23 protein-coding genes are annotated in these 26,946 nt (G+C 66.1%); 12 read left to right on the top strand and 11 right to left on the bottom strand.

What is annotated here, in order from left to right; translation table 11 throughout:
* Window positions 1-43: 43 nt before the first annotated feature.
* The 8 genes from AKI39_RS24915 to AKI39_RS12530 all read left to right on the top strand — a co-directional run bounded on the left by AKI39_RS24915 (window position 44) and on the right by AKI39_RS12530 (window position 10,489).
* On the top strand, window positions 44-778 hold the full coding sequence (locus tag AKI39_RS24915) for a metallophosphoesterase family protein (RefSeq protein ID WP_076879695.1): 735 nt from the start codon (window positions 44-46) through the stop codon (window positions 776-778).
* Window positions 779-957: 179 nt separating this feature from the next.
* A complete protein-coding gene (locus AKI39_RS12560; RefSeq protein WP_066636298.1) occupies window positions 958-2,175 on the top strand; it encodes a pyridoxal-phosphate-dependent aminotransferase family protein in 1,218 nt (405 codons plus the stop codon).
* Window positions 2,176-2,246: 71 nt separating this feature from the next.
* Window positions 2,247-3,224: a Bug family tripartite tricarboxylate transporter substrate binding protein gene (locus AKI39_RS12555; protein WP_066642864.1), complete on the top strand. Its 978-nt coding sequence runs from the start codon at window positions 2,247-2,249 to the stop codon at window positions 3,222-3,224.
* A gap of 167 nt (window positions 3,225-3,391) precedes the next feature.
* The gene (locus AKI39_RS12550) at window positions 3,392-3,898 is read left to right on the top strand and encodes a tripartite tricarboxylate transporter TctB family protein (RefSeq protein WP_066636295.1); all 507 of its coding nucleotides are present in this window, start codon (window positions 3,392-3,394) and stop codon (window positions 3,896-3,898) included.
* Between the two features lie 94 nt (window positions 3,899-3,992).
* Window positions 3,993-5,513 carry a tripartite tricarboxylate transporter permease gene (locus tag AKI39_RS12545; RefSeq protein WP_066636292.1) on the top strand — a complete coding sequence of 507 codons (1,521 nt, stop codon included), beginning with the start codon at window positions 3,993-3,995 and terminating at the stop codon, window positions 5,511-5,513.
* Window positions 5,510-8,668: an FAD-binding and (Fe-S)-binding domain-containing protein gene (locus AKI39_RS12540; RefSeq protein WP_066636288.1), complete on the top strand. Its 3,159-nt coding sequence runs from the start codon at window positions 5,510-5,512 to the stop codon at window positions 8,666-8,668. Before AKI39_RS12545 ends, AKI39_RS12540 begins: the two co-directional genes overlap by 4 nt.
* A 38-nt stretch (window positions 8,669-8,706) precedes the next feature.
* Window positions 8,707-9,399, top strand: a complete 693-nt coding sequence (locus AKI39_RS12535; protein WP_066636285.1) for a GntR family transcriptional regulator — start codon at window positions 8,707-8,709, stop codon at window positions 9,397-9,399.
* A 124-nt stretch (window positions 9,400-9,523) separates the two neighbouring features.
* Window positions 9,524-10,489: an ATP-grasp domain-containing protein gene (locus tag AKI39_RS12530; protein WP_066636282.1), complete on the top strand. Its 966-nt coding sequence runs from the start codon at window positions 9,524-9,526 to the stop codon at window positions 10,487-10,489.
* Window positions 10,490-10,537: 48 nt separating this feature from the next.
* Here the strand turns inward: AKI39_RS12530 and AKI39_RS12525 are convergent, their stop codons facing one another.
* Entirely contained in the window at window positions 10,538-11,455 is a 918-nt protein-coding gene (locus AKI39_RS12525; RefSeq protein ID WP_066636280.1) for a LysR family transcriptional regulator, read from the bottom strand.
* 155 nt (window positions 11,456-11,610) lie between these two features.
* Between AKI39_RS12525 and acnA the strand changes: the two genes are divergently transcribed.
* Both acnA and AKI39_RS12515 read left to right on the top strand, forming a co-directional pair.
* Window positions 11,611-14,256, top strand: a complete 2,646-nt coding sequence (gene acnA / locus AKI39_RS12520) for an aconitate hydratase AcnA (RefSeq protein WP_066636278.1) — start codon at window positions 11,611-11,613, stop codon at window positions 14,254-14,256.
* Between the two features lie 35 nt (window positions 14,257-14,291).
* Window positions 14,292-15,260 carry a Bug family tripartite tricarboxylate transporter substrate binding protein gene (locus AKI39_RS12515; RefSeq protein ID WP_066636276.1) on the top strand — a complete coding sequence of 323 codons (969 nt, stop codon included), beginning with the start codon at window positions 14,292-14,294 and terminating at the stop codon, window positions 15,258-15,260.
* 117 nt (window positions 15,261-15,377) lie between these two features.
* Here the strand turns inward: AKI39_RS12515 and AKI39_RS12510 are convergent, their stop codons facing one another.
* The 7 genes from AKI39_RS12510 to AKI39_RS12480 form a co-directional block, all read right to left on the bottom strand.
* The gene (locus AKI39_RS12510) at window positions 15,378-16,142 is read right to left on the bottom strand and encodes an amino acid ABC transporter ATP-binding protein (protein ID WP_066636272.1); all 765 of its coding nucleotides are present in this window, start codon (window positions 16,140-16,142) and stop codon (window positions 15,378-15,380) included.
* Complete coding sequence (locus AKI39_RS12505; RefSeq protein WP_066636270.1) at window positions 16,139-16,813, bottom strand: amino acid ABC transporter permease; 675 nt, start codon at window positions 16,811-16,813, stop codon at window positions 16,139-16,141. Before AKI39_RS12505 ends, AKI39_RS12510 begins: the two co-directional genes overlap by 4 nt.
* Window positions 16,814-16,906: 93 nt before the next feature.
* Window positions 16,907-17,743, bottom strand: a complete 837-nt coding sequence (locus tag AKI39_RS12500; protein WP_235610619.1) for a transporter substrate-binding domain-containing protein — start codon at window positions 17,741-17,743, stop codon at window positions 16,907-16,909.
* Window positions 17,744-17,974: 231 nt separating this feature from the next.
* Window positions 17,975-18,712 carry an aspartate/glutamate racemase family protein gene (locus tag AKI39_RS12495; protein ID WP_066636268.1) on the bottom strand — a complete coding sequence of 246 codons (738 nt, stop codon included), beginning with the start codon at window positions 18,710-18,712 and terminating at the stop codon, window positions 17,975-17,977.
* An 88-nt stretch (window positions 18,713-18,800) separates the two neighbouring features.
* Window positions 18,801-20,183 (bottom strand): FAD-dependent oxidoreductase, encoded by a 1,383-nt coding sequence (locus AKI39_RS12490; RefSeq protein WP_066636267.1) that lies wholly within the window; start codon window positions 20,181-20,183, stop codon window positions 18,801-18,803.
* A gap of 32 nt (window positions 20,184-20,215) precedes the next feature.
* On the bottom strand, window positions 20,216-20,470 hold the full coding sequence (locus AKI39_RS12485) for a 2Fe-2S iron-sulfur cluster-binding protein (RefSeq protein ID WP_066636266.1): 255 nt from the start codon (window positions 20,468-20,470) through the stop codon (window positions 20,216-20,218).
* On the bottom strand, window positions 20,467-21,702 hold the full coding sequence (locus AKI39_RS12480; protein WP_066636265.1) for an NAD(P)/FAD-dependent oxidoreductase: 1,236 nt from the start codon (window positions 21,700-21,702) through the stop codon (window positions 20,467-20,469). Before AKI39_RS12480 ends, AKI39_RS12485 begins: the two co-directional genes overlap by 4 nt.
* A gap of 259 nt (window positions 21,703-21,961) precedes the next feature.
* On the opposite strand from AKI39_RS12480, the gene AKI39_RS12475 reads away from it, so the two are divergent.
* Both AKI39_RS12475 and AKI39_RS25265 read left to right on the top strand, forming a co-directional pair.
* Window positions 21,962-22,468, top strand: a complete 507-nt coding sequence (locus AKI39_RS12475; protein WP_145925263.1) for a DoxX family protein — start codon at window positions 21,962-21,964, stop codon at window positions 22,466-22,468.
* A gap of 64 nt (window positions 22,469-22,532) precedes the next feature.
* On the top strand, window positions 22,533-23,213 hold the full coding sequence (locus AKI39_RS25265) for an FAD-dependent oxidoreductase (RefSeq protein WP_235610617.1): 681 nt from the start codon (window positions 22,533-22,535) through the stop codon (window positions 23,211-23,213).
* A 327-nt stretch (window positions 23,214-23,540) separates the two neighbouring features.
* Here AKI39_RS25265 and AKI39_RS12460 read toward each other — a convergent pair whose 3' ends face one another.
* The 3 genes from AKI39_RS12460 to AKI39_RS12450 all read right to left on the bottom strand — a co-directional run bounded on the left by AKI39_RS12460 (window position 23,541) and on the right by AKI39_RS12450 (window position 26,759).
* Window positions 23,541-24,476: an alpha/beta fold hydrolase gene (locus AKI39_RS12460; protein ID WP_235610615.1), complete on the bottom strand. Its 936-nt coding sequence runs from the start codon at window positions 24,474-24,476 to the stop codon at window positions 23,541-23,543.
* 66 nt (window positions 24,477-24,542) lie between these two features.
* Window positions 24,543-25,685: an esterase gene (locus AKI39_RS12455; RefSeq protein WP_201258501.1), complete on the bottom strand. Its 1,143-nt coding sequence runs from the start codon at window positions 25,683-25,685 to the stop codon at window positions 24,543-24,545.
* A 237-nt stretch (window positions 25,686-25,922) separates the two neighbouring features.
* A complete protein-coding gene (locus AKI39_RS12450) occupies window positions 25,923-26,759 on the bottom strand; it encodes a formylglycine-generating enzyme family protein (RefSeq protein WP_076879694.1) in 837 nt (278 codons plus the stop codon).
* Window positions 26,760-26,946: the final 187 nt, after the last annotated feature.

Here is a 26,946-nt window from a genome sequence, read left to right as displayed (position 1 = left end):
ACAATCAAGGCTCTGTAGACCAAGGTCAAAACCGGTTTACGCGATGAAGATAGCAGCCATTTCGGATATACACGGCAATCTAGCTGCGTTGGACGCGGTGTTAGAAGATATTCGTCAGCAAGGCGCCGATGTAGTCGTTAACCTGGGGGACATCCTTTCCGGGCCGCTACAACCGTCAGCAACGGCGGATCGCTTGGGACCGTTGCGCCTGCCTACGATCCGTGGCAATCATGAAAGACAGCTTCTTTCCGGTGACCCATCTGGTATGGGGCCTTCAGATCGGTGGGCGTACGGCTCTCTGCGCGACGACCAATTTCTTTGGTTACGTGAACTACCCGTAACCTTGAGGCTTACGGAAGACGTTCTACTCGTGCACGGTACACCCGAAGACGATGTCGCCTACTTTCTCGAAACCGTAACGCCGAGCGGTTGCCGACCGGCAACGCACGATGAAGTCAAATGCCTTGCAGGCAGTTGCGATGCTGCGCTCATACTGTGCGGACATACGCATTTGCAGCGATCGATGAAGCTCGAGGATGGGCGTCTAATCGTGAATCCTGGCAGCGTTGGATTACAGGCTTATAAGGACGATCGTCCTTTTCCCCACCGTATGGAAATGGGCTCACCGCACGCTCGTTACTCCTGCGTGACTAGAGTCGGTTCTGAATGGAGAGTTGAATTTCGGTCCGTCCAGTACGAGTGGGATAAGGCGGCGGCAATGGCCGAGTTGAACGGACGTCCGGACTGGGGAGCCGCACTTCGCGGTGGCCGGTGTTGATGAGCAGGTAGGTGTCTTCGAGAATGCCTTGAATGACGCTCGGTATCTAGCACCGGTGCGCCAGCTCCGTCCCTCTTCCCAACAGGGGTAAACCACTACGCTTCGGCCACTTCCCACAGCCCCCGCCCGCTGCTATGGTATTTTGCATTCAAAATTCAAGATGCCAGGAGCGAGGCCCCATGCTGCGACTCGACTTCCATCCCGCCGGCCGCCATTTCCTGCAGATCCCCGGCCCCAGTCCCGTACCGGATCGGCTTCTGCGGGCCATGAGCTACCCCACCATCGACCACCGCGGCCCCGAGTTCGGCGCGCTGGGGCTGCAGGTCCTGCAAGGCATCAAGAAGATCTTCAAGACGCAGCACCCCGTCATCATCTACCCGGCCTCCGGCACCGGTGCGTGGGAAGCCGCGCTTTCCAACACCATGAGCCCGGGCGATCAGGTCCTTATGTTCGAGACCGGCCATTTCGCCAGCCTCTGGAAAAAAATGGCCGACGGCCTGGGCCTGAAGACGGAATTCCTGGGCCTGCCCGGCACCGAGGGATGGCGCCGCGGCGTGCAGGCGCGGATGATCGAGGATCGCCTGCGCGCGGACACCGGCCACCAGATCAAGGCCGTGTGCGTCGTCCATAACGAGACTTCCACCGGCGTCACCTCCGACATCGCCGCGGTTCGCCGCGCCATCGACGCGGCCGGCCACCCTGCCCTGCTGATGGTCGATACGATCTCGGGCCTGGCCTGCGCCGATTACCGCCACGACGAGTGGGGCGTCGACGTTTCGATATCGGGGTCGCAAAAAGGCCTCATGCTGCCGCCGGGCATCAGCTTCAACGCGCTTTCGCCCAAGGCGATCGAGCGCAGCCAGCATGGCGGCCTGCCGCGCAGCTTCTGGCGCTGGTCGGAGATCCTGGAAACCAACAAGACCGGCTACTGGCCCTATACGCCCAGCACCAACCTGCTGTACGCCTTGCATGAATCCCTGGAGATGATTCTTGCCGAGGGACTGGACGCCGTCTTCGCGCGCCACGAGCGCCTGGCGCGCGCCTGCCGCGCCGCGGTCCAGGCCTGGGGCCTGGAGATCCAGTGCGTGGAGCCCGAATGCTACTCGCCCGTGCTGACCGGCGTCGTGATGCCGGCCGGCGTGGATGCCGATGCCGTGCGCCAGCTGATCTACGAGCGCTTTGACATGTCGCTGGGCACCGGCCTGGGCAAGGTCAAGGGCCGCATGTTCCGCATCGGCCACCTGGGCGATTGCAACGACCTGACGTTGATGGCCACGCTGTCGGGATGCGAGATGGGCCTGAAGCTCTCGGGCGTCACCTTGGCCGGCAGCGGCGTGCAGGCGGCCATGGACATACTGCAACACAGCGCGGAAGCGTGCCGGGCCAAGGCGGCCTGACGCTGCGCGGGGCGATCGCCGCGCAGAAGGCGACGCCACATCCGCGGCCACACACCACGGAGGAGACCATGATGGAGACAAGCAAGGCGCGTAGCGTGATAGCCCTGGCCATGGCGGCGCTGATGCCGGCGGCCGCCTGGGCGTGGGAACCGACCAAACCGGTCGAGATCATCGTGCCGTTCAGTGCCGGCGGCGCGTCCGACCAGATGGCCCGCACCATCCAGGGCATCGTCGCCAAGCACGAGCTGATGAAGCAGCCACTGATCGTGGTGAACAAGGCCGGCGCATCGGGGGCCGAAGGGCTCATGGATGCCAAGAGTGCGAGCGGCGACCCGCACAAGCTGCTGGTGGCGTCCTCGGCCCTGTATACGGTGCCCTTGATCAGCAAGCTGCCGTTCAACTGGCGCGACCTCTCACCCGTCGCCATGGTGGCGGTGGACGAGTTCATCCTGTGGGTGAATGCCAAGGCGCCTTACCAGACGGTCGACCAGTTCATCGCCGCGGCCAAGGCCAACAAGCTGAAGATGGGCGGCACCAGTTCCAAGCGCGAGGACCAGATGATCACGGCGATGGTGGAACATGCCACCGGCGCGAAGTTCATCTACGTGCCCTACAAGGGCGGCGGCGAGGCGGCCACACAGCTGTCGGGCAACCATATCGACGCCAACGTGAACAACCCCGCCGAGTCCGTGGCGCAATGGCGCGCGGGCGAGCACCGGGCGCTATGCGTCTTCGCCGAACAGCGCCTGGCCTATACGCATAAGGTCACCGACACCCAGAGCTGGGCCGACATCCCGACCTGCAAGGAAAAGGGCCTGGACGTGCACTACGAGATGCTGCGCATCTTTCTGCTGCCCGGCAAGGTCGCGCCGGACCAGGTGGCCTATTACACCGATGTCTTCAAGAAGATCAGCGAGACGCCGGAGTGGAAGCAATACCTGGAGCGGTCCGCGCTGAAGCCGGAACTGCTGACCGGGACGGCCCTGAACCAGTACCTGGAGAAGGACGAAGCGATGCACAAGGACATCATCAAGTCCGCCGGGTTCTAGGCGAGGCAGGTGCCCGGCGCGCGCCGTCCGCGGCGCGATCTGGGCGCCCCAGCGTGCCGATGATCCGCCTGGGGGAACGGTGGATGGACTAATCGATGCATGGCTCGATGGACTGATCGATGGACGGAAGGATGGATAGTCCGTACGCCCACGGAGGAAGCACGATCATGGTGGAAGAGCAAGAGCGGCCCGCGAGCCGCGCCGTGGTCTCGTACATGGCCATGGAACTGGTGGTCGCCGCCCTGCTCGCCGCGCTGGCGGTGACGGTGATCTGGAGCAACTACACCATCGGCGCGGGCTGGACGGACGACGGTCCGCAGGCGGGCTACTTCCCGATGCGGATCGGCATCATCATCCTGGCGGCAACTGCCGCGGTGGCGGTGCAGGCCCTGCGCAAGCACGACCGGCGGCCCTTCGTGCACGTGGACGAGCTGCGCCAGGTGTGCGTGGTACTGGTGCCGCTGGTGATCTACGTCGGGCTTATTCGATTCCTGGGCATCTACGTCTCCTCGGCGATTTTCGTGGCGGCCTTCATGCGATGGGTAGGCAAGTATCCGCTGTGGAAGGGCCTGCCGCTGGCGGTGGCCATCATGGCGGTCCTGTTCTGGGTCTTCGAAATGAAATTCCTGGTGCCGCTGCCCAAGGGGCCGCTGGAAAGCCTGATCGGCTATTAGGTATGACGGGGTGGCCGGCCCGTAGCGCCGTATGTTCGCCCTAAGGGGGTGAGCCGCGCGGCGACAAGGGGGCAGCAGCCTCTGGGAGAACACGATGCAAGAACTATCCGCGCTCTGGGACGGCTTCGGCGTCGTCCTGTCCTGGGGCAACGTCGGCCTGATGATGGTGGGCATCCTGCTGGGTATCGTGGTGGGTGTGCTGCCGGGCCTGGGCGGGCCCAACGGCGTGGCCATCCTGCTGCCGCTGACCTTCTCCATGCACCCCACCTCGGCGATCATCCTGCTGTCGTGTATCTACTGGGGCGCGCTGTTCGGCGGCGCGATCACGTCGATTCTTTTCAACATCCCGGGCGAGGCCTGGTCCGTGGCCACCACCTTCGACGGCTATCCCATGGCGCAACAAGGACGCGCCGGACAGGCGCTGACGTCGGCGTTCACCGGGTCGTTCTTCGGGGCGCTGGTGGGGGTGCTGCTGATCACCTTCCTCGCGCCGGCGGTGGCCCGTTTCGCGCTGCGCTTTGGGCCCGCGGAGTTCTTCGCGGTCTACCTGTTGACCTTCTGCAGCTTCATCGGCATGGGACGCGAGTCCAAGCCCAAGATCGTCATCTCCATGGGCATCGGCTTCGCGCTGGCCGCCGTCGGCATGGATACCGTGTCCGGCGACCTGCGCATGACTTTCGGTTCTTCGGAATTGTTGCGCGGCTTCGACTTCCTGGTGGCGGTGATCGGCCTGTTCGGCATCGGCGAAATCCTGCTCACCATGGAGGAAGGCGTCGCCTTCAAGGGCAAGAAGGCCGCCATCGACCTGAAGGTCGTTTTCAAGACCTGGGCATCGCTGCCGCGCTACTGGCTGGTGCTGCTGCGGTCGGCGGCGATCGGCTGCTGGCTGGGCGTGACGCCCGGCGGGGCCATCGCCGCATCCTTCATGGGCTATGGCGTCGCGAAGAAGTTCGCCAAGGACCCGGATTCCTTCGGCCAAGGCAACGTGGAAGGCGTCCTGGCGCCCGAGACCGCGGCCCATGCGGCCGGCACGAGCGCCCTGCTGCCGATGCTGGCCCTGGGCATACCCGGCTCGGCGACCGCCGCGGTGCTGCTGGGCGGACTGATGATCTGGGGATTGCAGCCCGGCCCCCTGCTTTTCGCGGAGCAGAAGGAGTTCGTGTGGGGATTGATCGCCAGCATGTACCTGGGCAATCTGGCCGGCTTGTTCGTGGTGTTGTCCACCGTGCCGCTGTTCGCCGCCATCCTGCGCATCCCGTTTTCCATCGTCGCGCCGATGATCCTGGTGGTGTGCGCCATCGGTGCCTACACGGTGCATAACGCGGCCTTCGATATCTGGCTGATGCTCGTCTTCGGCGTGGTCGGTTATCTCTTCAAGAAGCTGCAGTATCCGCTGGCGCCCCTGGTGCTGGCGCTGGTCCTGGGCGACCGGGCCGAAGATGCCTTTCGCCAGACCATGCTGATCTCCTCGGGCAGCCTGAGCGTGTTCTGGTCCAACGGCCTGGTGGGCAGCATCGTCGCGCTCGCCCTGTTCGCGCTGTTCTGGCCTGTGATCTCGATGGCCTTCTCGCGCCTGCGCAAGACCCGCAACAACCTGTCGCCACGCTATCCATGACCACGACGCCTTCTCCGGTGCTGCCCCAGCCTGTCCGCCTGGTCCCCTACGCCGCCGGCGCCGCGCCGGCCCTGGCCACGCGGCTGCGCAAGGCCTTGCGCGGCGATGTACTCTTCGACGGCGCCAGCCGCGGCCGCTACGCCACCGATGCATCCATCTACCAGATGACGCCCATCGGCATCGTGGTGCCGCGCGACCAGGCCGACCTGGCCACCGCCCTGGACATCGCGTGCGACGAACAGATACCGGTGCTGGCGCGCGGCGCGGGCACCAGCCAGTGCGGGCAGACGGTGGCCGAGGCGCTGGTCATCGACACCAGCAAATGGCTGAACCAGGTCATCGACTTCGACCCACAGGCCCGCACCGTCACGGTCGAGCCCGGCATCGTCCTCGATCACCTGAACGCGTGGCTCAAGCCGCATGGACTCTGGTTCCCGGTGGACGTGTCGACCTCGGCACAGTGCACGCTGGGCGGCATGGCCGGCAACAACTCCTGCGGCTCGCGCTCGATCGAGTACGGCAACATGGTGCACAACGTGCTGTCCATCGATGCCATCCTGCCCGACGGCACGCAAGGCACGTTCGGGCCGGTGTCGCGGCTGGCGCCCGAGCCGCGCCTGCGCGCCATCCTGGAGGGCGTGCGCGGCATCGCGATGCGTGAACGCGACGAGATCGCTACGCGCACGCCGAAGGTGCTGCGGCGGGTGGCGGGCTACAACATCGATATCTTCGATTGCCAGAATCCGCGCGCCTATACCGACGATGGCGAGGCCAACCTGGCCCACCTTCTGGTGGGCTCCGAAGGCACGCTGGCCTTCACCCGGCGGCTTACCTTGAAGCTGTCGCCCTTGCCCGCGCACAAGGTGCTGGGCGTGGTGAACTTCTCTACCTTTTACCAGTCCATGGAGGCGGCCCAGCACATCGTGCGGCTCGGCCCGGTGGCCGTGGAGCTGGTGGATCGCACCATGATCGAACTGGCGATGGACAACCCCGCCTTCCGTCCGGTCATCGTACGCGCCCTGGTGGGGCAGCCGCAGGCCATCCTGCTGGTGGAGTTCGCCGGCGACGACAAGCAGGCGCTGCTTCAACAGTTGCGCGGGCTGACGGAATTGGCCGCTGACCTGGGCCTGCCGGGCGCGGTGGTCGAGATGACCGAAGCCGGCCCGCAAAAGGCCCTGTGGGAAGTGCGCAAGGCCGGCTTGAACATCATGATGAGCATGAAGGGCGACGGCAAGCCCGTCTCTTTCATCGAGGACTGCGCCGTGCCGCTGGAACACCTGGCGGAATACACGCGCCAGCTGACCGAGGTGTTCCATCGCCACGGCACGGAGGGAACCTGGTACGCGCACGCCAGCGTGGGGACACTGCACGTGCGGCCCATCCTGGACATGCGGCGCGACGGAGCGACCCGGATGCGGGCCATCGCCGAGGAAGCCGCCGAACTGGTGCGCCGCTACAAGGGCGCCTATTCCGGCGAGCACGGCGACGGCTTGTGCCGCGGCGAGTGGGTCAGCTGGCAATACGGGCCGCGCATCAACCAGGCGTTTCGCGAGATCAAGGCGCTGTTCGATCCGGCCAACCGCTTCAATCCTGACAAGATCGTCAACCCGCCGCGCATGGACGATGCCGGGAATTTCCGCTTCCCGCCGGCCTATCGCGTCACGCCGTATGTGCCCGCGCTGGACTGGTCGGCGTGGGACGTGACCCGCGACCCCATGACCGGCCAGGAGTCGGCGCCCGGCAGCGCCGGCGACCCCACGGGCGGGCTGGCCAAGGCCGTGGAGATGTGCAACAACAACGGCCATTGCCGCGAGTTCGACGCCGGCACCATGTGCCCGAGCTACCGCGTGACCAAGGACGAACAGCACGTCACGCGCGGCCGCGCCAATACCCTGCGCCTGGCGATCAGCGGACAGGTGGGGCTGGACGGGCTTGCCAGCAGCGCCGTCAGGGAGGCGCTGGATCTGTGCGTATCGTGCAAGGGTTGCCGCCGCGAGTGCCCGACCAGCGTCGACATGGCCAAGCTGAAAATCGAGGCGCGCAGCGCGTGGGTGGCCGCGCATGGCCTGACACTGCGGGACCGCGTGGTGGCGTTCCTGCCGCGCTATGCACCGATGGCCAGCCGTCTCGGGGCGCTGATGCGATGGATAGACCGCACGCCCGCGCTGGCACGGCTGGTCAAGAATAGCCTGGGTGTGGCCGAGCAGCGGTCGCTGCCCCGCCTTGGCCGGTCTTTCCTGGCCGACGCGGCCCGCGATGGCGGTCGGGATGTGGCCGCGAATGCCCGCGCGCGGACGGCCCCGAGTGCCGCCCCTCACGTACCCGCAAGCGCGAGCGCAGGCGCGGGGGCAGCCCCGCATGCCGCCGGAAGGCCGCCCGCCAGGGAAGTGCTGCTCTTCGTCGATACGTTCAATAACTACATGGAGCCGGCCAACGCGCGCGCCGCCCGGCAAGTGCTGGAGGCGGCCGGTTATGCGGTGCACCTGAACCTGCGCGCGGGTGAGCGACCGCTGTGCTGCGGCCGCACCTTCCTGGCCGCGGGCCTGGTGGACCAGGCCAAGGCCGAGGCCCGACGGCTGCTCGATACGTTGTCGCCCTATGTCGAGCGCGGTATACCCATCGTGGGCCTGGAGCCCTCATGCCTGTTGACCCTGCGCGACGAGTTCCTGAACTATGGCTACGGCGACGCCGCGCGGCGCCTGGCGGAATCGGCCTTTCTGTTCGAGGAGTTCCTGGTGCGCGAGCACAAGGCCGGCCGGCTCGCGCTGCCCTTGCGCGCGCCCGCGCGCCGCTTGGCCCTGGTCCATGGCCACTGCCACCAGAAGGCCTTCGATGCGCTTGAGCCCGTCAAGACCGTGCTGGGCTGGATACCCGGACTGGAAGTCTCGGTCATTGAATCGTCCTGTTGCGGCATGGCGGGCAGCTTCGGCTATGAGGCCGAGCACTTCGCCGCCTCCAAGGCGATGGCCGAGGCCGCGCTGCTGCCCGCCGTGCGCGCCGCGCCGCCGGACAGCTGGATCGTGGCCGACGGCACCAGCTGCCGGCACCAGGTCCTGGATGGGACCGGGGTAGAATCCCTGCACGTCGCGCAGGTGCTGGCGGCGGCGCTGGACCCCGCCCCATTGCCGCGGCAAGGGGAGGATGCGCCCGCCTGAGCGATGATGGCGCGCCAGCCCGTCCATCCAGATTCGCTATGTACAAAGACCCGGAAACTTCCCAGGCCACACCGCTGCTGACGCCGGTGGAACGGGCGATCCTGCACGATTCGGTCACCGAGCACTTGCGCAACTTCATCATCGAGGGCGTACTCGCGCCCGGCATGAAGCTGAACGAACGGCAGCTGTGCGAAACGCTGGGAATCTCGCGCACGCCATTGCGCGAGGCCCTGAAAGTGCTTGCCGCCGAAGGACTGATCGAGATATCGCCGAACCGCGGCGCCGCCGTGGCGCGCATGTCCGAAGCGGAAATCCGCGAGGCCTTCGAAGTGCTCAGCGGGCTGGAAGCCTTCTCCGGCGAGCTCGCCTGCGAACGCATCACGGACGACGAAGTCCAACAGATCGAGGCCCTGCATGCCGCCATGCTGGACTGCCGCGCCCGCAACGACCTGCCCGGCTACTACAGCCGCAACCAGCAGATCCATGACCGCATCAATCTGGCGGCCCGCAATCAGGTGCTGCGGCAGACCTACCTTTCCGTGAACCGCCGGGTGCAAGCCCTGCGGCTGCGCTCCAACCTGAAGGCGCCCAAGTGGGCCAGCGCGATCGAGGACCACGAACAGATGCTGCTGGCCCTGCGTCAGCGCGACGGCGCCCGGCTGGGACGCATCCTGCGCCAGCACCTGCTGGACAAGCGCGATGCCATCCTGGAGCTGGGCCTGCTCGCTTAGAAAAAATCCCCATAACCATATGCCGGATCCGCCATATCCAATGCGGATCCCGGCCGGTATGCTCGCTAAAAAAAGCAGACCAAATCCCTTCTTCCGCGCCATAAGCGCATCCGAAAGAGCGACCATGCCGAAAATCTACGTGATCCACGAGAACGCGACCTGGGTGGAGCCGCTGCGCGCGGCGTTCGACGAACTGGACCTGCCCTTCGAGGAATGGTTCCTGGACCAGGGCACGCTGGACCTGTCCGGCGCGCCGCCCGACGGGGTCTTCTACAACCGCATGAGCGCCTCTTCGCACAGCCGGGGCCACCGCTACGCGCCGGAATACACGGCCGGCGTGCTGGCGTGGCTGGAATCGCACGGTCGCCGCGTCATCAACAATGGCCGCGCCCTGCAGCTGGAAGTAAGCAAGATCGCGCAGTATGCGGCCCTGGCCAATTTCGGGATACGCACGCCGCACACGGTAGCGGCGATCGGGCGCGACAACATCCTGGCCGCTGCGCGCAAGATGCGCGGGTCCTTCATCACCAAACACAACCGCGCCGGCAAGGGGCTGGGCGTGCACCTGTTCCATGGTGTGGACGCGCTGAAGCAGCATCTGGACAGCGATGCCTTCGAGGACTCGATCGACGGCATTACGCTGATCCAGGAATACATACGCGCGCCCGAGCCGTATATCACGCGCGTGGAGTTCGTGGGCGGGCAATTCCTGTATGCGGTGTGCGTGGATACCTCGCTGGGCTTCGAGCTGTGCCCGGCCGACGTTTGCCAGATCGGCGACGCGTTCTGCCCCGTGGGCGAGACGGCGCCGGCCGCGCCCCGCTTCCAGATCATCGAGGACTTCGCCCACCCGATCATCGACAAGTACCGCCGCTTCATCGCCGCCAACGGCATCGGTATTTCCGGTATCGAATTCATCACCGACGAGCGCGGCGAGATCTATACCTATGACGTCAACACGAATACCAACTACAACAGCGAGGCCGAGGCGCAGGCCGGCCTGTACGGCATGCGCACGATCGCGGCCTATCTGGGCGACGAGCTGGCGCGGCTGAAGGAAGGCCGCGAGCCCGCGCGGGCGGCGGCCTAGCGCCCCATGTAGAACCTGGCCAACCGCAGGACCGTATCGCTCGTGGCGTCAGTGCACGGCAGGGTTGGCCGGCGTCGCGGCCAGGATGTCCGCATGAAAATCTAGGATGCCGCGGAATGCGGCCAGGCCGCGCGACTGCGATTTATTGCGGTGCATAACGATCAGGAAAGGCCGGGTCAGCAGCGGCAAGCCCTCGTTGATCTCGACCAGGCGCCCTGCTTCCAGGTCTTCCGCCACGACGTAGCGCGACAGGCAGCTGACGCCGTAGCCACCGATAAGCGTGCGGCGTATGGCCTCGGAGTCGCCTAGTTCGAAGGCGATGTTCAAGGTGCCCAGGGCCTTGCCGATCTGCTGTTCGACGAATTCGCGCGTACCTGATCCCGGTTCCCGCAGTATCCAATCCGCGGCGGCCAGGTTGTTGCGCCGGCGCGCGCAGCGCGCGGTGGGGCTGTGCGGCGCGGCGACCACGACCATTTCATCCTCTATCCAAGGCTGCACCGTGACATCGGGGCCGTGCGAGCCGCCCTCGACCAAGCCGATATCGGCGTTGAAGTTGCTGACCGCATCCTGCACGCCTTGTGTGTTATCGATGCTGACGTCCAGCTTGGCCGTGGGATATTCGGACAGGAAGCGCACCAGGATCGCCGGCAGCACGTAGTTGCCGATGGTGCTGCTGGCGGCGATGCGCAGCGATACCGAGGTGGAGTCGAAGCTGCGCGATAGCGATTCGGCGCCTTCGACCAGCGGCGCCGCGCGCGAGAGCAGCGCACGGCCGGCGTCGTTCAGGACCAGCTTACGGCCATGGCGGTCAAACAGCAGTTCATTGGCCACCGCTTCCAGCTCGCCCAGGGCCGCGCTGACCGCGGACTGCGACATGGACAGCGTTTCGGCCGCGCTGCGGGTACTGCCTTGGCGGGCGACGGCGACGAAGACGGAAAGCTGCCGCAGGGAGAATCGTATCGACATAGCTGGGAAATCGATCAGGCTGAGCGGAAATTAGCGTTTTTTATTGTAAGGGGAGCGCCTTAGAATCGCACACACGAAAAACGACGGCATGCCTTACGGGCAGCGGCGCGATATGGCATCGCGCGCGGCCTTGGGTAAAGGCACGGAGACATTGGATGACCCGCAATTCCGATCTTTGGACTTCCTTCACTTATAACGGCGAGCGCTACGATTGCCTGGACCTGGCGCCCGGCAAGGGCGACACCGGCTACGCGGGCCTGAAGACGCTGCCTTACTCCTTGAAGGTCCTGCTGGAAAACAATCTGCGCCATGCCGCGAGCGCGGACGACGCCCAGGCGATATTACGGCGCTTCGCGGACTGGCCGCGGGCGGCGCGGGAAGGCGAAAACGTCAATGTGCATACCAGCCGCGTCCTGTTGCAGGACTACACGGGCATTCCCGTGCTGGTGGACCTTTGCTCGCTGCGACAGGCGGCGGTGGACCGCGGGCTGGATCCCGCCACGGTGAATCCGCGGGTGCCGGTGGACCTGGTGGTGGATCACTCGATCGTCGTCGACGAGTCGGGCAACGCCGATGCCGAGCGTAAGAATTCCGCGAATCAGCATGCGCGCAACGGGGCGCGCTTCAATTTCCTGAAATGGATGGCGCAGGCCTTCGATAACCTGCGCGTGATTCCGCCGGACTCGGGCATTTGCCATCAAGTGAATCTGGAATCGCTGGCGACCGGATGCGTGGTGGTGGCCGAGAAAGGCCGCCGGTCCGTGCATCCCGAGCTGGTCATCGGCGCGGACAGCCATACGCCCACGATCAATGCGCTCGGCGTGCTGGGCTGGGGTGTCGGCGGCATCGAGGCGCTCAGCGCGCTGCTGGGCGACGCGTTGCAGATGCCGATGCCCGAAGTGGTCGGCGTGAAGCTGACGGGCCGGCTGCGGCCCGGCGTGACCGCCACGGACTGCGTGCTGACCGTGACCGCCCTGCTTCGCAAATTCGGCGTGGTGAACAAGTTCGTCGAGTTCTTCGGTCCTGGGATGCGGGACCTGGCCGTGCCGGACCGCGCCACCATTGCGAACATGGCGCCAGAGTATGGCGCAACCTGTTCCTACTTCCCGTGGGACGAACAGACGGTCAGCTACCTGGACGGTACGGGCCGCGAAAGCGGCTTGCTGCAGGCCTACGCGCGGCATGCCGGCCTGTGGCACGCCGCGGATGCGTCCGCGGCGGCCTATACGCATGTATTGGAACTGGACCTGGGCAGCGTGGAGCCGGTGGTGGCCGGCCCCAAGCGGCCGGAAGAGCGGCGTGTCTTGCGCGACGTGCCGGACTCGTTCCTCAAGCTGCAGCCTGCCGCCGCTGCCCCGGCGACGCCGGGCGGTATTCCGCATGGCGCGGTGCTGCTTGCCGCCATTACGAGTTGCACCAATACGGCGAACCCTGCGCTGGTGGTGGCGGCAGGCCTGCTGGCCCGGAACGCGGTGCAAGCCGGCTTGACGGTGCCTGCCTGGGTGAAGACGTCGTTCACGCCGGGCAGCCTGGTGGTAAGCCGCTATTTGCAGGATAGCGGCCTGCAACAGTACATGGACGCACTGGGATTCCAGATTTGCGGCTATGGCTGCACCACCTGTATCGGCAACTCCGGCGCGCTGCTGCCCGACGCCATGCGGGCGATCGAGCAGCATGGCCTGGTGGGCTGCGGCGTGCTGTCGGGTAACCGCAATTTCAGCGGGCGGGTGCAGGCGCAGCTCAGCCACAATTACCTGGCGTCGCCGCCCTTGGTCGTTGCCTACGCGCTGGCCGGACGTGTCACCGCCGACCTGACCCGGGAACCCATTGGGCACGTCGAAGGCCGGGACGTGTTCCTGGCCGACATCTGGCCCGCCCCGGAAGAGGTTCAAGCCATCGTCGACCGCCATGTGGACCGCGAGCTGTTCTCGCTGCGGCGGGCGGCGCTGACGGCCGGTTCGCCCCAGTGGGATGCCTTGCGACCTGCCCGCACCACCGTCTACGACTGGGCGGACACCTCCGGCTATGTGGCCAGGCCGCCGTTTTTCGCGGCCGGAACGGCGTCGCGCGCGCCCGGCGCCGGCATTCGCGACGCACGCGTATTGCTGCTGCTGGGCGATGGCGTCACCACGGACGATATTTCCCCGGCGGGCAAGATCGTACCGAAATCCGCCGCCGGCGAATATCTGTCGGCGCTGGGGGTAGCGGCGGATCGCATGCACACCTTCGGCGCGCGGCGCGGCCATTGGGAAGTGATGCTGCGGGGCGCCTTTACCAATCCCAACCTGGTCAACGAGATGGCGCCTGAATACAAGGGCGGCCATACGCGCGTGATGCCCCAGGGTACCGACAGCAGCGTGCTGGATGCCGCGCGTCACTATCAGGCGGCCGGCATCGCCACGGTCATCGTGGCGGGGAAAAACTATGGCACGGGTTCGTCACGCGACGATGCCGCGCGCAGTACCCGCCTGTTGGGCGTGGGCGCGGTCATCGCGGAAAGCTTCGAGCGCATCCATCGGTCGAATCTGGCCGCGCTGGGCGTGATGCCGCTGCTGTTTCCGGAAGGCGTGTCACGCAAATCCTTGGGCCTGGACGGCAGCGAGACGTTTTCGATCGTGTGGGGCGAGACCCCAGCCCTGCGCGGCGAAACCGTCGAATGCGTCATCACCCGACGCGACGGCCGGTCTGAACACATCGCATTGCGCAGTGCCTTGCGCGTCGATGAGCGCGTGTACTTTACGCGCGGCGGCATCCTGCCCTACCTGGCGGATCGTGTCTGCAACGCGGCCGCCGCCGCGTAGCGGCGTTTTGAATATATAAAAAGGAGACAACACTCATGAGCATCATCAAGACTACGGCCCGCCTCGTTGCCGCACTCTGCGTTGCGCTGGCTAGCGCGCATGCGCAGGCCCAGGTGAACACCAAGACAATGACGGTATACGTGCCCTTTTCGGCGGGCGGTTCGGTCGACATCGTCGCCCGCTTGATCGGCTTGCAGCTGGGAACGGAGCGCGGCATATCGGTGGTGGTGGAGAACCGTCCTGGCGCAGGGGGCACCATCGCGACCGCGCTGGTGGCCCGGGCCAAGCCTGATGGCATGACCCTGCTGGCGCACCATCAGGGCGTGGTCTACAACTCGGCGCTGTACGACAATCTCAGCTTCGATACGCGCAAGGACCTGACGCCGGTCGCCGTGGTGGGCGTCACGCCGAACGTGCTGGTGGTGCCCGCGACATCCGACATAAAAACCATGGCGGATTTCCTGGCCCAGGCCAAGGCGCATCCGGGCAGGCTGAATTTCGGCTCCGCGGGCGTGGGCAGCAATGGCCACCTGGCCATGGAAATGCTGCAATCCGAGGCCGGCATCAAGCTTACGCACGTACCCTACAAGGGCATGCCGCAGGCCGTGTCGGACGTGGCCAGCGGCCAGATCCAGGCCGTGCTGACGACCATACCGGCGGCCCTGCCGTTTATCCGCAGCGGCCGGGTACGGGCGCTGGCCACGTCGGGACTGAAGCGTTCTTCCGTATTGCCGGAGCTGCCGACCATCGACGAAAGCGGCGTCAAAGGATTCGAATACCTGCCGTGGTACGGTTTCCTGGCCCCCAGTGGCACCCCCGAAACCGTGCTTGATGGACTCAGCGCCAGCATCGTCGCGGCAGCAAAGCAGCCGGACATCGAGAAGAAGCTCGAACTCAATGGCATCGAAGTTTCCCCGATGCCGCGCCAGGAGTTCCTGAAGGTCTTCAATGCGGATCTGGATAAGTGGACCCAGATCATCAAGCGGCTGGGATTGAAGGGCTGAGCCTGCGTGCCGTTGTGGGCGCGCTAGCGGTTTATCGCCAGGCTGGCCGCCCACCGGAAGCCTGGCGTTCACGGGCGGAGCTTCCACGCCACGCCCGGAAGACCCGTTCACAGGCTTTCAGCCCCGATTGAAGCGCGCCAGGAAGGATTGCGTGGCGGCCTGCGCGGGCGCGTCGATGACCTGCGTGGCGGGGCCTGCCTCCACCACGACGCCGTCGCGCATGAAGATCACCTGGTCGGCGACCTCACGGGCGAAGGCGATTTCATGGGTGACCAGGATCATGGTCATGCCGTCCTCGGCCAGCCCCTTGATGACGGCGAGCACTTCGCCCACCAGTTCCGGGTCCAGCGCGGACGTTGCCTCGTCGAACAGCATGACGTCCGGCCGCAGCGCCAGGGCGCGCGCGATCGCCACGCGCTGCTTCTGCCCCCCCGACAGCATGTCCGGATAGGCGTCCGCCTTGTCGGCCAGGCCGACACGCGTCAACAGTACCATCGCCTGTTCGCGAGCCTGCGTCTTCGGCGTTTTCTTCACCGTCACGGGGCCTTCCATCACGTTCTGGAGGACCGTCATGTGGGGGAACAGGTTGAAGTGCTGGAACACCATGCCGGTGGTGGCGCGATAGCTGGCCAGGTCCTTCTCGTGCATCCGCCTGCCGTGGCCGCTGGTGAAATCCATGCTGCGCTCGCCTACCCTTATCGTGCCGCCGTCGGGGATGGTCAGCAGATTGATGCAGCGTAGCAAGGTGGACTTGCCCGATCCAGACGGACCGATCATCGCCACCACGGTGCCCTTCTCGACCTGCAGTGTGATGTCCTTCAGCACCACGTGGTCGCCGAATCGCTTGCTGAGCTTGCTGATTTCTATCATCGGGCCGCTCATGATGCGTTCCTGTCCTGCTTCGCGAGACGGTTTTCAATGCGCTTGGACCACAGCGTCGCGGGAAACAGTACCGCGAAATAGCACAGGGCCGCGATCGTATAGAGCTCCAGCGGGCGGTAGGAGTCGTGCGCCGCCGATTGCGCCTGGTACAGCAGGTCCGGCACGGCGATGACCGACAGCAGCGAGGTGTTCTTCAACTGCATGATAGACTGGCTCATCAGCGGCGGCACCATGCGCCGGAACGCCTGGGGCAGGATGATGCGGCGCATGACCTGCTTGTTGCGCATGCCCATGGCCAGCCCCGCCTCCGTCTGCCCCCAGTCCACGCCCAGGATGCCGGCGCGCACGATTTCCGAATAAAAGGCGCCGCCGTACAGCGTCAGCGAAAGCGCCGCGGCCATCGTGGGCGACATCTCGATATTCGTCAGGATGGGCAGCGCGTAGTAGAACCAGATCAGCTGCACCAGTACAGGCGTGCAGCGGAAGATCTCCACATAGGCGCGCAGGATGCCCGCGATGAACACGGGCGCACGCACCCGCCCGATGCCGACGACCAGGCCCACGACCAGGCCGGCCACCACCACGATGACCGTATACACGACGGTATAGGCCAGGCCGCTCAACAATAACTTGTGGTAGACCCAGACGGCACCAAAGTCCCAGCGGTACACGACACCTCCTTGTATGTCCCGCGCTATCCAGCCGGCGTCCACGTCGGGACACCGGCGCGTCGCGTGGGGACGGCGGACGTCCCCGGCGATGAATCAGAACGTGGCTTCCTTGGGGAACAGCTTGGGATCCACGCCGGCCAGCTTCTGCATGTTGTCGACGATGGTCTGCTTGATCAGGCCCTTGGAGCGCTCGGTGGCCAGCCACTGGTTGACGTATTCGGTGAAGGCCTGGTCGGCCTCCTTCTGCACGCCGATGGCGGTGGGCGCCGTCGCGGCCGGTGTCGGGATCACCAGGTGGCCCAATTGCGGGGACTTCGACAGCACGGTCACGGCCAGCAGGATCACCAGCACCTGCGCGTCCACCCGGCCGGTCTGCAGCGCGAGGGTCGCATCGCCGGAGGTCTCGAAACGATGCAGCGAGGCCTTGGTCAGCGTCTGGGTGGCGAAGGTGTCCTGGTTGGAACCCTGGTCGACCGACAGGCGCACTTCCGGCCGGTTGACCTCGTCCCAGGTCTTGGGATCCAGGCTCTTCTTCGCGACCAGCGTGAAGGTGTTCTGGAACAGGGGATCGGTGAAGGCGACGGTCTTCTTGCGCTGCTCGGTGGGCGCCAGGCCGAACATGCAGTCGATCTTGTTCGATTGCAGGTCGAGCACCGCATTGCCCCAGGTGGTATCGATGGCCTGCAGCTTGACGCCGAGGGACTCGGCCAGCTGATTGGAGAAATCGACGCAGAAGCCCTGCCATTGCCCGGTCGCGACCGACTTGACGAAATACGGCGCCGCGCCCGCGACGAAGCCGGTGCGCAAGACCTTGGTCCGCTTGATGCGTTCCATGGTGGATTCGGCTTGCTGGGCCAGCGCCGGCATGGAAATCATCGACCCGAGGCCGAACGCGCACGTGGCGGAAACAAAACTTCTGCGTGTGATCACGGGATTCTCCTGAATGCGTCAAAACATGGCCGGCAGGCGCTTTGGAAAGCCGCGCGCGGCGCCGGACTTGCGTACCGGCAGGCATTCTAATCGCCCCTACCCCCTGCCAGAAGCGCGATATTCACGATCGCGCCATATTTTTGTGCATAGCCGGCCGCGACATCCACCGATGGCGGGGCACGCCGATTCCGCGGTGCGGATCAATACGGGCAAACCCGGGCATGGTCGTGCCTAGTCCGCTATGGCGTCGATAAACCACCGCAGCATATTGACCATGTCGAATACCGGCAAACCCGTCGCCTTGCGGACCGCCGCGGCGAAAGGCGGCATGTTGGTGCATTCGAACACGATGGCGCCCACTTCGGGATGCGCGGCCGCCAGCGCGCGGGACGCTTCCACCATTTCGCGTTCGAGGATCGCGAAATCGGCCTCCTCCGGTTGCGCCTGGTCGGTGAAGACGCGCCGGAAGAGGCTATCCGGCGGCATGCCCGCGATCGGGGTCGTGCGGTCCACGCCGACGGCGGCCAGATGCGCATCCGTCAAGGCAGCCCGGTTGATCGTGAGTATGGCGACACGCTTGCCCGCCGGCAGCATGCGCTCGACCATGGGCACCTGCAACAGCGAGCTGGTCGCGACCGGCACGGAAAGCCTGGCGCTCAGTTCGCGCTGGAACAGGGCCAGGAAGCCGCAACTGGTCGTGATGCCCCGTACGCCCAGGTCTATGAGTTCCTGTGCCGCTTCCACGAACGGATCGAGCAGGCCGCGGCCCTGGTCTTCGATGACGCGTTCCGGCGTCGCGCCGCGTACGATCTTGAATTGCAGCGGCACGGACCAGGTCGCGGCATTGCCGATCTCGCCGGGAAAGCGCGTGAATTCGGTATCGAGCATGAGCACGCCCAGGGTAAGGCCGTGGACGACGGGGCGGGTAGCGATGTTGAGGCGGTTCATGGTGGTCAGCGTTGCAAGCATTTGAAGAGCCTTGGGATCCCGCTCGGGAGCCCTTGGATCAGGCGTGGATGCGCTTCGGGCTGCCCGCGCTTAAGCCGTGGACGGAGCATCAAAGATCTTGCGCATCGGCCAGTGCCTTGACGGACACCGGCCGGATGGGCCAGCGGGGTATGGGGCCATCGATCTCGGCCAAGGTCAGGGCGCTGCCCTCCTTCGCTGCCATACCCATGGTGGCCGCGTGCGCGCAGTAACGGCCCTGGCACAGGCCCATGCCGATGCGGCCCACCAGGCGGGTTTCGCGCGCGGAGTGCAGCTCCTGCTGGGCAAGGGCCTGCCGGGTAACGCCTTCGCAGCGGCAAATGACGACGTCCGTATCCGTCGGCGCGCCGGCGTGGTGGAACAGGCGGCCGATTGAGTTCTGGAAGGCGGTGGCCAAGGGTTCGGGCCTTCCTGGCGCTTCCGCGCGGCGGCCCAGGGGCGCCGCGCTTCCTGGTGCTTGCGCGTCGCGGCGCTGGGGCGCGGCCCTTCCCGGCGCCGCCGGGGCGCGATCCAGCTTCGCCATGACGGCGGCGGCCACACGCCGGCCTTCGCCCGGCGCGGCGTCGGCGCCCAGCACGCGGTTGCAATCGCCGGCACGTGCGATAACGAGGCCGTGCGTATCGCCCGGCGGAATGCCGCGGTCGTTACAGGCCAGGCCGCCATGCAGCACCAGCAGGTCCACCCGGTAGTCGCGCATGAGTCCATGCCGGTCGCGGGTCTGCACTTGCAGGCCGTCGTCGTCCCGGCTGATCGCGGCGACGGCCGTGGCGGTGCGATACGGCACGCGGGCCGACCGCAGCGCACGGAAATACGTGGCGGCCTCCAGCAGTTGCCTTGGGCCTGCCGCCAGGCCCAGCATCGCGGCGGGCCGGGACCAGATGTTCCGATAAGGATCCGCGGCTTCCAGGACGGCAACCGGCGCGTTGCCCAGCGCGGCCAGTTGCGCGCCCAGGGCCAGCGGCAGCGGGCCATTGCCGGCGACCAGGATACGGCCGGCCGGGGCCTGGCCGCTTTCCTTCATCTGGACCTGCAGCCCGCCGGCCGTGACGACGCCGGGCAGTTCCCAGCCCGGTATCTGCGGCACGCGCTCGGTGGCACCCGTGGCGAAGATGACGGCCCGGGGCCGGACCAGCTTCACCTGGCCGGCGCCACGGCTGTCGATCATGCAGATGCCGTGGCCGTCGATGCCCAGGAATACCGCGGAGGTCAGCAGGCGGATGCGGTCGGAGAACCGCGCCAGATCGCGCTGCAACCGGGCCCAGTTGTTCTTGTGCCGTGACGGCATCGGCACGGCGCTGGGGCTGCCGTCGTAAGCGGCGCGATGAATGGCGCCGCCGGCGTGCGGCCGCTGTTCGACCAGCAGCACGCGCGCGCCGCGCGTGGCGGCCTCGATTGCCGCGCTGACGCCGGCCGGCCCAGCGCCGACCACCAGGATGTCGGGAGAAGTAGGCATGCGCGCCCCTCTCAGTATGCATGCGTGCGGTCTCAGAATGCGCCGGGCATAACCACGGCCAGGGGCTGGGCGGGGGTCAGGCAGGACTCGACCGCCGCGCCGCCGTTCACCGACACCAGGCAGGCCTGGCATTGGCCGATGCCGCAGAAATAACGGCCTTGCTGGCCGCCGGCCGCGGGGCCGAAGTCCCGCACCTGAGCCCGTCGCAGCGCCAGCGCCAGTGTTTCGCCTTCGCGGTAGGGAATGGCCTGTTCCTTCCAGAAGAAATGCCGCTGGGAAACGTTCATGGCCCGACTCCAAAAGTAGCAGCCGGCATGGCGGTGTTGCCGGCGTCGTGCGGTAGTACCGGCGATACGGCGGGCTGCTGTCCGGCGAAGCGCGCCGGCGATAAGGGGCCGATATCCAGGTCGCAGGGCACGTCCAGCACGATCCGGGCGGCGAGGCGGCCCATCAGCGGTCCCAGGCAGATGCCGTCGCCCTCGAACCCCGTGGCGATGGCCAGCGCATCGACGGACGGGTGCCTGCCCACGATAGGCAGGCCGTCCACGCTGGCGGTGCGCACGCCGGCAAACGTGCGTATGACTCGGCGGCGCTCCATGGGCGGATAGACGGCAAGGGCTTCCCGCAGGATCCTGGAGACGTGGTCGACGGTCGTTTCCCGGTCGGCCAGCCCGTCCTCGCGCGTTCCGCCGATGAGCAATTGTCCCGTATGCAGCGGATCGATGACCAGGCTCACAGGATTGCGGCGGGATGCGTCGGCATTGCGCTTCGCGGCCAGATAGGCCGCGGACATCAATGGCCCGCGGAATGCCGGCTGGTTGTCGCTGGCGCGGTCGGTGATGATGATCTGTCCTTTCCGCGGCAGCAGGATATCGCCGAGTCCGGCCAGGGCCGTCGACCCCAGGCCGGCGGCGATCAGGACGGCATCGCCGGCGAAGTCGCCGGCGTCGGTCGCGACGCCCACCGCGCGGCCATGCCGGAGCTGGATGCGGCGCACCGTCGCGCCGCGAACGACCCGTGCGTCCGAGCGCTTGAGCATCCGATCGACGATCTGGTACCCCAGTGCGTGTCCGTCATCCGGTACCGCCAGGGCGGCAACGATCGCGGGCGATATGCCGGGCACGTGCCGGGCAAAGTCCGCGCCGCTCAGGCTTTCCACCCGCACCCCGGCGCTTTCCAGGTCGCGGCCGTGCAGCGCCATGAGTTGCGCTTCGGTTTCATCGCGGGCAAACAGGTACGTTGGACGTTGGTGGAACAGCCCGCCCAGGACGCCGTCGCGCTCGAGCTCGACGTAGAAATCGCGCGCATTGCGGGCGATGTTCATCAAGAAACCGGGCTTCTTGCTGCCCACCGACACCAGGCCATCGGAGGCCCCCGATGCGCCGGCGGCCGGCGTACTGGCATCCAGCACCGTGACGGCACACCCTGCCTGCCGCAAAAAATACGCGGCCGATGCGCCGACGATCCCCGCGCCGACGACGACTATGTGCCCGTTCGCGCCTGCTTGCCCTGCGTCCATGACTGCAAAACCTTGCTTGTGACGGCTCACATTAAACCGCAAAATCCGGCGCCCGATAGGCCGCTGGGCCATACCTGCCTTGGCCTTGGCGCCAGGCGCCGCGGCACGGCGCTTGGCCGGTGTGCGGGAACAAAGTCATCCATTGCAGGCGAGCGGCTGTAACTTTTTGACGTGACCGGACGAAATACATACCCAGGAGGCCGCCTGCAACGGCCTTCGTATTCCACTCGCACACCACGTCATGGGAGTTCTCCGCATCATGCGCAGCGCTTTTCAGCTTTTTGGTTTGTCCCCGTCCAATACTTCCGCCAACACATCGGCCTACGCGTCCTGGTCCCAATTGGCGCTACGGCTGATGGTGGGCTACGGCTTCATTTGGCACGGCTACGCCAAGCTCGGCAATCCCGCGGGTTTCGCCAACGTACTGCATAACCTTGGCGTCCCACAGCCGCATCTGATGGCCTGGCTGACCATACTCGCGGAGGTCGGCGGCGGACTGGCCGTCCTGCTGGGAATCGGAATCCGTTGGGCGAGCATACCCATGCTGGCGGTGCTGATCGTCGCGATGGTTACCGTGCATGGCCCCTACGGCTTCTCGGCGGTGAAGCTGGTCTCGGTGACGCCGGATGGCATCAAGTTCGGTCCGCCGGGGATCGAAACGAACCTGCTGTACGGCGCCTGCCTGATCGCGCTGGTGCTGGGCGGTCCCGGGCCCTATGCGCTGGGTAAGCTGCTGCGCAAGCCGGCCGCACTTACCCACGAGTAAGCAACCGCCCTATGGGTGCCTTCTTGCGCATCCAAAAGAAGAAGCTGATATCACAGGCGCCGACGTGAAGGAAGTACAAGGCCGTTCCGGCGACGTCGTCAGAGTGATGGTGCAAACGCCGCTCGGCGCGCAAACCGTGGAAGGCAGCGATCTGCTGGTCGCGGCCGGACGTGTCCCCAACACCAGCGGCATCGGCCTGGAAGCCGCTGGCGTGGAAGTAGACGAGCGCGGCTATATCCGGGTCGACGCCCACTTGGCGACCACCGCGCCGGCGATCTGGGCTGTTGGAGAATGCGCGGGAAGTCCGCAATTCACGCATGTCTCGGCCGACGATTTCCGCATCGTGCTGGACAATCTTGCCGGCGGTACGCGTAGTACCACCGCCAGGCTGATTCCCTACTGCATGTTCAACGATCCGCCGCTCGCACGTGTGGGCCCGAGCGAAGGCGACGCGCAGCGGCAAGGCTTGCGTGTCCGTGGCCGAGGGAGTCGGCCCTCTGCTGGCTGGGGTTCCCGCGCGTTCAGCGTAGAAACGGGGTGCCGCCGTCGCCGCGGCGTACTTGGGAGCGGGGGCCAGGCGCCATCATCGGGGCGCCTCGCCCCTATCCTATTCGCTGCAGGCTCCCTTATCCTGTTCGATGAGGGGGTCGTCGCATCGCCTGGCGCCACGGCCGGCCAGACGGTGAAATTCCCGCCCGTGCTTCTTCAAAGGCGCTGCCACCACACTGGTGTGATTCGTCGATGAGGTTGCGTGCGTTGCCGCTTGCCGGTCCGCCGCGGTCGCATGCCTCGTCGTATCGAGCCCCATCAAGGCAAAGAACACCAGCAGTAGACCCAGACGTTTCATCGCAATACCTATCCAATGAGCAGCAGTGGAAAGCCATGGGTCAACTGTATCTTCGTCCTCTCCCGGCGGTAAGGACCATACGGCTCAACAAGCTGCTCGAAGAGCTCATGCTTGCGTGGTGCAGGGCCACGGGCCGCGCGTGCATAGCGGCCGAGAATCCGGCCAAATCGGCGGTCATGCCCCGGCTTGCCTGTGCGGGCGTACGGATGAAAACGCGCTCACACCTCACGGCAGCGATTTTTCCCATTTCACGATCGCGTCGACCACGGCGGCGGGCTGCTCCGGGACCAGGGCATGGCCGGCGTCCGGGATGACCACCATCGTCACGCGATCGCCGAACTCGTCCTTCACTTCGCTGCGGGTGGAATCGGGCTTGAAGGGGTCGTTGCCGGCCTGCAGGTCCAGCATGGGCACCTTGCCGCCCGACCACCAGTCCGACTGCTTGGTTGCCTTGCCGGCCAGGCGCTGGCTTTCATTGACGGCCGGATACCAGCCGCGCAGCCATGCGCTGGCGTCGTGTCCAGGCGCGAAGAAGGCGAACTGCAGCGATTTCAGCCGCTCCGCGTCGGGCAGGGACAAGTCCGCGCTGCGGTCCACGTGTTCGCTCAAGCCCGGGGGATATTTCTTCGCGGCGGCCGCCACGATCACGACGCCGCGCGCGAGCTCGGGATGATCGACGCTGGTGGTCCGCGCGACCCAGTTGCCGAAGGCGTGGCCGATGATGACCACCGGCTGTTTGGCCTGGTCGCGGATGACGGCCGCGACGTCATTGCCCAGGTCATGCAGCGTGATGTTCTGCATGGGGCCGGTGCTCTGGAATATGCCTCGGGGCTGGGGGCGCAGCACACGATAGCCCGCGGCCGCCAGGCGCCGGGCGACGTCGTCGAAATCCTCCGCGCCGCGGCCGCGCGAGGGCAGCAGCACGAGCGGCCTGCCCGCGCCCTCCTCGATCACGTCGATACGGACGTCGGGGGCGGCCTGGACCAGCACGTGGTGGCGTGCTGCATCGGTATCCGGGAGCGCGCCTGGGGCCGCACCCGGAATCGGCTGCGCATTTGCGCTTGCACCGGCGTTGGCATTGGCATTGGCGGCGTGCGCCGCGGGAACGCTCGAAAACGCGCACGCCGCGCCCACGGCGAATGCCGCGATGGTCTTCTTCATGGTTTTTTCTCCTTGGTCTTCATCGAGGCCTCCCCGGAGATCTCGATGGGATACGCGCGCCGATCGCTACTTGGCCGCGCTCTTGCGTAAATGGGACGCCGAAGCCGCGGTGCCGCCTGTCCGCTCTACGTTGCGGTCTATCCAGTCCAGGATCAGGTCGGCGATCTGAAGGTTGTTCTTGTCCTGCATCATCATGTGCGAGTTGCCATGAATACCGATCGCCGGCAGGCTCAGGAATTCACCGGTCCCGCCGGCAGTCTTGAAGGCCGTGATGAAATCCTGGCAAGCCTTGAAACGCGGCGCCCAGCGGCTGGATTCTTGGACGTGGTCCCCGTAGACGACAAGGATCGGAATGCCCACAAGCGCGCGCGCTTCATCGACCTTGGGGCATTCGCCCGGTTCCACCGCGACGATGCCGGCCACGCCCAGCTTGTTCAGCGCGGCCGTCTGGAAGGGGTAGATGCCCGATTGCGAATGGCTCATCAGCACCGTGCCTTTCAGCTTGATGGCCAATTGCGACAGGTCGGCCACCGTCGGGTTGGGCGTGGGCAAGGAGGTCAGCCAGTCCGGCACCATCTGCTGCCATAGGGCGGCCTGCGCCTGTACGGGAAACTGCGAGTCCTTGTAGGCCTCCGGATACTTGGGTCCGAACCGGAAGATGGTCCAGGCGGCCTCGTGGCCGGCGGCGAACACCGCGGGCAGTGTGTCGGAGGCCGTCTTGCCCAGGTGAACGGCGTTGATGGCGGAGATGTCCGTCGCGGAACGGCCACGCCCGGCCTGGTCGATGGTGTAGGTGGCGTAGCCGTTGCGCACGAAGTATTGGCTCCAGCCCATCCTGCCGTCGGGGGTCGTCTCCCAGGTCTTGCCCGTCAGGCAGCAGCCATGGATAAGGGTGATGCCGTAGCGCTTCGCATGCTCCGGAATCTGGTACTGCACGTACATCTGGTCGACGGTGACCGTGCCGTGCGGATCGTACTTGGGCGTCAAGGACAGGGTTTCGGAGGCGACCTCGCGGCCGCCGACAAAAAAGCTGCCTTCGTCGGCAAGGACCAGCGGCTTGTGCTGCACGGAAGACGTGCCGGCACGGCTGGCTGGCGCGGCGGTCTTTCCTTGGTGGGACGGCCCGGCGGCGGACGCTGGGGCAGCGCAGAACGCGGTGACCACGAGCAGGCAGGCGGCCAGCCCGGCATATAACCGATGCATCAACATACGGATTGCTCCACGAAATTTGACGATACGAAGGGGACGCGCTGTCCGGCTGCTGGCGGCCGGTCTTGTCGCGAAAAGCCCCCGCGGACAAATTTCGCCCGGAGACATTAATGTTTCTTTTCGATTACCGCAAGGCGTCTTGGCGGCCAACGTCCATATGCCGGACCCGTGGCGCGCCGACCCAAATGCGGCGTGGCGGCGAGCTTGTTGGAAAGGCCGGCGGCTTTCCTGCCGCTTTCAAACCGCGACGACCCTGAAGCCGCAATTGCCGGACGTGCTGCCCGGCGTGTTGGAGTTGCGGGCCGCGACGCGGTAGCGGTTGCAATACGACGCGTGGCAAAGAAAGGAGCCGCCTCGCATGGACCGTCGGCCGGTGGGATGGAGATGGACCGGATCGGCCGCGGCCGTTTCGGTGTGGTAGCCGGGCGTGAACCAGTCTTCGCACCACTCCCACACATTGCCGGCCATGTTGTACAAGCCATGGCCGTTCGGTTCGAAGGCCGTGACCGGCATGGTCCCCGGACGCCATCCCGGCGCGGGCTTGCCGGGGAAATCTCCGCGCCAGATATTGCAGCGCGGCCGGCCATCGGGCTGCAGTTCGTCGCCCCATGGATACTTGCGCCCATGCAGTCCGCCGCGCGCTGCGTATTCCCACTGCGCCTCGGTAGGCAGGCGCGTGCCGGTCCAGGCGCAATACGCCTGCGCATCGAACCAGGACATATGCACGACCGGGTGATCGAGGCGGTCGTGGATATGCGAGCCAGGACCTTCCGGGCGCTGCCAGCACGCGGCATCCACCGGCAACCACCACGGCAGGCCCGCGGGCACGCGCCGAATCGCGTCGCGCACCGTCTCCGCGACCTGCAAATAGAACACGAAGGACGCGCCCGTGCGTTCGGCGTCCGTGACGTATTGCGTGGCACGCACGAAGTCGCCGAACTCGCGATTGGTGACCGCGGCCGGCGCGATACGAAAGGCGCCGATGCGCACTTCGCGGGCCGGCCCCTCGCCGTCGGCCGGAAAGCCATCCTGGTCATCGCCGCCCATCATGAACGTGCCGCCCGGCAACGCCACGAGACCGGCCTGGCTCGATGGCGCGGAACCGCCTTCATGGGCGTGATGGCCGTGAAGAGCGTGATGGCCTTCATCGGCGCGATGGCCCTCATGACCCCGACAGCCTTCATGCGGGGAATGCCCCGCGCCCGCCTCCCCTGAAGGCACGCAGCAAGACTTGACCGTGGAATGACTCATGGACGATACC

The organism is Bordetella sp. H567 (assembly GCF_001704295.1).
Lineage (GTDB): Bacteria > Pseudomonadota > Gammaproteobacteria > Burkholderiales > Burkholderiaceae_B > Bordetella_C.
Note: the sequence above shows the minus strand (reverse complement) of the source record. Positions and strands in the feature narration are given on the sequence as shown.

Excerpts from the sequence above, each read along its gene's own strand:
- AKI39_RS24915 (WP_076879695.1), top strand. The coding sequence starts at position 44 with ATGAAGATAGCAGCCATTTCGGATATACACGGCAATCTAGCTGCGTTG.
- AKI39_RS12560 (WP_066636298.1), top strand. The coding sequence starts at position 958 with ATGCTGCGACTCGACTTCCATCCCGCCGGCCGCCATTTCCTGCAGATC.
- AKI39_RS12555 (WP_066642864.1), top strand. The coding sequence starts at position 2,247 with ATGGAGACAAGCAAGGCGCGTAGCGTGATAGCCCTGGCCATGGCGGCG.
- AKI39_RS12550 (WP_066636295.1), top strand. The coding sequence starts at position 3,392 with ATGGTGGAAGAGCAAGAGCGGCCCGCGAGCCGCGCCGTGGTCTCGTAC.
- AKI39_RS12545 (WP_066636292.1), top strand. The coding sequence starts at position 3,993 with ATGCAAGAACTATCCGCGCTCTGGGACGGCTTCGGCGTCGTCCTGTCC.
- AKI39_RS12540 (WP_066636288.1), top strand. The coding sequence starts at position 5,510 with ATGACCACGACGCCTTCTCCGGTGCTGCCCCAGCCTGTCCGCCTGGTC.
- AKI39_RS12535 (WP_066636285.1), top strand. The coding sequence starts at position 8,707 with ATGTACAAAGACCCGGAAACTTCCCAGGCCACACCGCTGCTGACGCCG.
- AKI39_RS12530 (WP_066636282.1), top strand. The coding sequence starts at position 9,524 with ATGCCGAAAATCTACGTGATCCACGAGAACGCGACCTGGGTGGAGCCG.
- AKI39_RS12525 (WP_066636280.1), bottom strand. The coding sequence starts at position 11,455 with ATGTCGATACGATTCTCCCTGCGGCAGCTTTCCGTCTTCGTCGCCGTC.
- acnA (WP_066636278.1), top strand. The coding sequence starts at position 11,611 with ATGACCCGCAATTCCGATCTTTGGACTTCCTTCACTTATAACGGCGAG.
- AKI39_RS12515 (WP_066636276.1), top strand. The coding sequence starts at position 14,292 with ATGAGCATCATCAAGACTACGGCCCGCCTCGTTGCCGCACTCTGCGTT.
- AKI39_RS12510 (WP_066636272.1), bottom strand. The coding sequence starts at position 16,142 with ATGAGCGGCCCGATGATAGAAATCAGCAAGCTCAGCAAGCGATTCGGC.
- AKI39_RS12495 (WP_066636268.1), bottom strand. The coding sequence starts at position 18,712 with ATGCTTGCAACGCTGACCACCATGAACCGCCTCAACATCGCTACCCGC.
- AKI39_RS12490 (WP_066636267.1), bottom strand. The coding sequence starts at position 20,183 with ATGCCTACTTCTCCCGACATCCTGGTGGTCGGCGCTGGGCCGGCCGGC.
- AKI39_RS12485 (WP_066636266.1), bottom strand. The coding sequence starts at position 20,470 with ATGAACGTTTCCCAGCGGCATTTCTTCTGGAAGGAACAGGCCATTCCC.
- AKI39_RS12480 (WP_066636265.1), bottom strand. The coding sequence starts at position 21,702 with ATGGACGCAGGGCAAGCAGGCGCGAACGGGCACATAGTCGTCGTCGGC.
- AKI39_RS12475 (WP_145925263.1), top strand. The coding sequence starts at position 21,962 with ATGCGCAGCGCTTTTCAGCTTTTTGGTTTGTCCCCGTCCAATACTTCC.
- AKI39_RS12460 (WP_235610615.1), bottom strand. The coding sequence starts at position 24,476 with ATGAAGAAGACCATCGCGGCATTCGCCGTGGGCGCGGCGTGCGCGTTT.
- AKI39_RS12455 (WP_201258501.1), bottom strand. The coding sequence starts at position 25,685 with ATGTTGATGCATCGGTTATATGCCGGGCTGGCCGCCTGCCTGCTCGTG.